This window comes from Micromonospora echinofusca, assembly GCF_017614955.1.
In the GTDB taxonomy this organism is placed as follows: Bacteria; Actinomycetota; Actinomycetes; order Mycobacteriales; family Micromonosporaceae; genus Micromonospora; species Micromonospora echinofusca_A.
Genome location: NZ_WVUH01000447.1, coordinates 1 through 4871, shown reverse-complemented (window position 1 = coordinate 4871; position 4871 = coordinate 1). Strand labels below are relative to the sequence as shown.

At 72.3% G+C, this 4871-nt stretch carries 6 protein-coding genes and 1 pseudogene; 1 reads left to right on the top strand and 6 read right to left on the bottom strand.

What is annotated here, in order from left to right; translation table 11 throughout:
• Positions 1–323, bottom strand: a 323-nt coding sequence (locus GSF22_RS30580) for a VOC family protein (protein WP_208817385.1), incomplete at its 3' end; no start/stop codon positions are given.
• A 111-nt stretch (positions 324–434) separates the two neighbouring features.
• Here GSF22_RS30580 and GSF22_RS30575 point away from each other — a divergent pair.
• A complete protein-coding gene (locus GSF22_RS30575) occupies positions 435–893 on the top strand; it encodes an Rv0361 family membrane protein (protein WP_208817384.1) in 459 nt (152 codons plus the stop codon).
• A gap of 38 nt (positions 894–931) precedes the next feature.
• On the opposite strand, the gene GSF22_RS30570 is transcribed toward GSF22_RS30575, so the two are convergent.
• From GSF22_RS30570 to GSF22_RS30550, 5 genes and pseudogenes are all read right to left on the bottom strand, one after another.
• Positions 932–1648, bottom strand: a complete 717-nt coding sequence (locus tag GSF22_RS30570; RefSeq protein ID WP_208817383.1) for a thymidine kinase — start codon at positions 1646–1648, stop codon at positions 932–934.
• 42 nt (positions 1649–1690) lie between these two features.
• On the bottom strand, positions 1691–3079 hold the full coding sequence (locus GSF22_RS30565) for an MFS transporter (RefSeq protein ID WP_208817382.1): 1389 nt from the start codon (positions 3077–3079) through the stop codon (positions 1691–1693).
• 18 nt (positions 3080–3097) lie between these two features.
• Positions 3098–3865 carry a glycerophosphodiester phosphodiesterase gene (locus tag GSF22_RS30560; RefSeq protein ID WP_208817381.1) on the bottom strand — a complete coding sequence of 256 codons (768 nt, stop codon included), beginning with the start codon at positions 3863–3865 and terminating at the stop codon, positions 3098–3100.
• Between the two features lie 34 nt (positions 3866–3899).
• Positions 3900–4475, bottom strand: coding sequence for a hypothetical protein (locus GSF22_RS30555; protein WP_208817380.1), 576 nt, complete (start codon positions 4473–4475; stop codon positions 3900–3902).
• A pseudogene (locus GSF22_RS30550) lies at positions 4472–4871 on the bottom strand (dynamin family protein); the annotation flags it as partial. The gene GSF22_RS30555 and the pseudogene GSF22_RS30550, both read right to left, overlap by 4 nt.

Below are 4871 nucleotides of genomic sequence, written 5' to 3'. Positions count from 1 at the left end.
GTCAGGACCACCCAGCGGCCGTCGCCGGGCTGGAAGTCGGGGCGGGACGCCCCGGCGGCGAGGAATCGTTTCTCCGCGTCGGCGAGGTCGTCGACGTACAGGTCGAGGTGGTAGCGCTTGCCGCTGGTGGTGTCGGGCCAGGCGGGCGGTTGGTGGTGGTCGACGAGGCCGAAGCCGATGGTGGTGCCGGCGACGCGCAGCATCGCGTAGCCGGGTTCGCTGTGAATGATGTCGCCGCCGAGGACGTGCCGGTAGAACGCGGCATGGCCGGCGGGGTCGGGACTGTCAAGGTTGATCATGATGAGTTCGGCTGGTGCGGTCATGCCGGTGACCCTGCCGGATGATCCTGTCATCTTCTGTCAGGATCATCCGGGGGTGTGTGGCGGCCCGGTTCGGCTGCGCGTCGGCCGCCGTGGTCACTACCGTTGGTGGTCGTGGCCGATGGGCAGTCGTGGACCCGCCCGGCCCGGCCGGTCCGCCGGTTGCGGGTCGCGGGCGCGGTGACCGCGTTGGCGGCGGTGATGCTGTGCGTCGGGGCGGCGGGGGTGGGCACGTTCAGTTTCCAGTCGGTGTGGCGGGCGTCCGGGCCGGTGCGCTCCACCGCCGACGCTTTCCTGCGGGAGGTCGTCGCCGGGCAGGTGGAGGCCGCCTACGACCGGTTGTGTACCGACACGCGCCGACGGTGGAGCGCGTTGGGGTTCGCGGCGTGGGTACGCACCGCGCCGGTGCTGACCCGGCACGAGATCGTCGACGTGTCGGTGGCCACCCGGTCCGGTCGGCCGCACGGCACGGTGCGGGTGCGGTTGACCCGCGCGTCCGGGCCGGTGCAGGACCGGCAGGTACCGGTGGTGCGTGAGGACGGCCGGTGGCGGGTCTGCGGTGACCCGTTCTGACCCGGCTACCCTCCCCGGGTCAGCCGCCGGGGCGGGTGTCAGGTGCGGGGGCCCAGGTCGCCGCTGCGGTAGTGGCGCCGGCACAGCACCTGGTAGCGGACCTGCGCGGTGTCGACGGTGTCACCGATGACGACCTGGGCGCCTTCGCGGACCACCCGCCCGTCGACGACGCGGGCGTTGAGCAAGCCCTCCCGACCGCACCAGCACAGCACCTCGACCTGGATGCGGGCCACCGAGTCGGCGAGTTCGAACAGTCGCCGCGCGGCGGGGAACATGTCGGAGCGGAAGTCGGTGGCCAGGCCGAAGGCGAACACGTCGACGTCGTAGTCGTCGACCAGTTCGGCCATCTGCTCGACGTGGTCGACGGTGTAGAAACACGCCTCGTCGCAGATGAGGTAGTCCACGCGTACCCCTTCGGCCCACCGGCCGCGCACCAGGGCCCGCAGGTCCATCTCCTCGGTGACCTCGATCGCTTCGTGGGCCAAACCGATGCGGGTGGTGACCTGCGGGCCCAACGACCGGTCGATGCGGGTGGTGACCAGTCCCCGGCGGCCCTGCCGGGCGTGGTTGTAGTTCATCTGCAGGGCCATCGTGGACTTGCCGCAGTCCATCGGTCCCCAGAAGAACTTCAACGCGGCGGCGTGCAGGGGACGGCCGTCGACGCCGTGTACCCCGGTGCAGCGGGTGTGGGCCGGGTGGTCACCCAGCGGCGGGTGGGCCAGGCAGGTCGGGGCGGCAGCGGCGTCGTCGGTCACGGTCGGGGAGCCTAACCCATCGGCTGACGCCGATGGGCATGGTCAGAGTACCCGGGGTGGGGTGTTCCCCACAGCCAGGATCGCCCGGCGCATCGGTACCGCCAGCAGCAGCACGAACCCGACCACGAAGAAGATCAGCAACGACACCAGACCCACCCGGTAGGAGTTGGTCAACTGGAACACCAGACCGAACGCCAGCGGCCCCAACCAGCTGGTGCCCTTGTCGCTGATCTCGTAGAACCCGTAGTACTCGCCTTCCCGGCCGGCGGGGATCAGTTGGCTGAACAACGACCGGCTCAACGCCTGACTGCCCCCGAGGACCAGGCCGATCCCGGCGCCGAGCAGCATGAACGGCAGTGGTGCCTCCGCCGGCAGGCGGAACGCGGCCAGGATCACCCCGGTCCACAGCACCAGACTGAGCAGCACCGTCTTCCACGCGCCGATGCGTTTGGCCAGCGCGCCGAGCAGCAACGCCCCACCGAAGGCCAGGAACTGCACCAGCAGGATCGTCACGATCAGGGTGCTCTGCCCCAGCCGCAGTTCCTCCGTGCCGTACTGGCTGGCCAGGGCGATCACCGTCTGGATGCCGTCGTTGTAGACCAGGAACGCCAGCAGGAAGAACAACGTCAACGGGTACGTCTTCATCTGCCGTACCGTGCGCCCCAACTGCCGGAACCCGTCGGTGAGCACGTTCCCCCCACCGGTGCCGGCCTCCACACCGGGGTGTTCGCGCAGCCAGCGCAACGGCACCAGGGTGAACACCGCCCACCACAGTCCGGCCGACACGATCGACCAGCGGGCCAGGTCCAGGGTGCGTTGCGGATCCCCGTCGACGGCGAAGGTCTGCACCACCACCAGGTTCACCGCCAGCAGCAACCCACCACCGAGGTAACCCAACGCCCAACCCCGGCTGGAGATCGCATCCCGGTCGTCCGGGCCACCCAGGTGCGGCAGGAACGAGTTGTACACCACCACGCCGGCGCCGAAGGCGATGTTCGCCACCAGGAACAGGGCCCCACCGAGCAGGTACCGGTCGCCGGTGACGAACAGCATCCCCACCGTCGCCCCCGCGCCGAGGAACGCCAACGCCGCCAGCAGGGGCTTCTTGCGGGCCGACCGGTCGGCGACCGCACCGACCACCGGCAACACGAACACGGTCAGGAACACCGACAGGGACACCAGGTACGGGAAGTACGACCCGGCGGCCACCTTCACCCCCAGCGGGTACACGTACCCGGAGCAGCTGTCCGCGCCCAGGTCACAACCGGCGGCCAGTTCGGTGACCGTGGTCAGGAACGGTCCGAGGAACACGGTGATGACGGTGGTGGAGAACGCCGACATCGCCCAGTCGTAGAAGTACCAGCCGGTGCGTTCCCGGCGGGTACTCGCCGGCGGGGTGGGCGTCGCCGTGGGGGTCACCGTCTCGGCCATCAGGTTCCCTCGGTGTGCTCAGGCGGCCCAGTGGCCGCGACTGGTGTACACGTCACGTAACACGTCGACGTGATCGGTCATGATGCCATCCACACCGAGGTCCAGTAACTCGTGCATGTCGGCAGGTTCGTCGATCGTCCAGACATGCACGTGCAGTCCGAGCCGGTGGGCGTAGCGGATCAGCCGGGCATCGACCACCGGGACACGTCCGTAGCGCACCGGTACCTGCGCGGCCACCACCGACGGCGGTAGTTTCACCGGCCGGCCGGTCAGCGACGCCCACCGCAGGCGGGCCACCCCCCGCATGCCCAGGGAGGTGGCCACCCCGGGTCCGGCCAGGGCCCGCATCCGCGCCAGGCGGGCGTCACTGAACGACGCCAGCAGCACCCGGTCGGCGGCGCCGGCCCGACCGATGGTGTGCAGGGTCGGGTACACCGCGCCGTCGGCTTTGACGTCGACGTTGAACCGCACCTGCGGCCAGGCGTGCAGCACCTCGTCGAGGCGCGGCACGACGGCCTGCCCGCCGACGCGTACCGTCGCCAGGTCCGCCCACCGCAGGTCGGCGATGCGCCGCCGGTCCCCGGTCATCCGGGTCAACGTGTCGTCGTGGAACACCACGGCCACCCCGTCGGCGGTGCCGTGCACGTCGGTCTCCACGTACCGGTAGCCCAACGCGACGGCCCGGGCGAACGCGGCGGTGGTGTTCTCGTCACCCCGGGCGGCGCCGCCACGGTGGGCGAACGCCAGCGGCGCGGGCGCGTCGAGGTAGCCGAAGGTGGGTCGCACGGGCGCAGTATGCCGGCCGTCGGGGCCGGCCCGCTCACCGGCCCGCACCGGGCCCGACGGTCGGTGGCAGGTCGCCCCAGAACCGGGCCAGTGCCGCCGTGACCGGGTCCGGGTCGGCGGCCAGGTCCGGCCACCCGCCGGTGGTGCCGGCCCAGGCGGCCAGGTCCACCACCGGCGGTGCACTGTCACCCACGGCCGGCGCGTCGACCGGTACCTCGCCGAGCAGTCCCGGGTCGGCCCACGGGTACCCGTCGACGGGCTCGGGTAGCCCGTCGAACGCCAACGGCGGCGGGAACAGGTCGGCCGGGTCGGTGACGGCGGCGGGCAGGTCGGGGTCCGCGCCGACGGGCACGTCCACCCCGCGCGGCGGGCCACCAGCGGCGTCGTCGTGGCCCGCCGGGTCGTCGTCGGGCGGCGGGTCCACCAGAGCAGCCGCCGGGTCGTCCTCGTCCGGCGGGTACCCGCCGTCGACGGCGGGCAGCAGGTCGTCGCCGGTCGGGTCGTCACCCGGTGGCCACCAGTGCGGTTGCGGCCCGTCGACGGGCCACCCGTCGACGTCACCGCCGCCGTCGTCACCCGGGTCCGGCCAGGCGCCGTCGATGTCGGTCACGTCGTCGGCCCACCGGCCGTGGTCAACTCCCGGGCCCGGGCCAGCACCTCGTCGACCTGGGCCAGACGCGCCCGGACCGCGTCCCGGTCCGCCGCCGCCCGCGCCCGCTGCGCCGACCGGGCGGCCCGCTGCGCGGCCTGCGCCCGGTCCACCTCCGCGATCCGGGCGTCCAGGTCACGCAGCCGCTGCTCCACCGCGGCGTCCAACGCCACCGTCAGCGCGTACTGCACGTCGGTGAACCGGCGGCTGATCTCGTCGCCGTACGCGGCGCGCGCCTCGGCGAGGACCTCCCGCAGCCAACCCCGGGCCTGCACCCGGTCGCTGTGCACCCGCCGCCGGTACAACACGAACGCCCCCACGGCCAGCCCGAGCCCGAGCCCCGCGAACGGCACCACC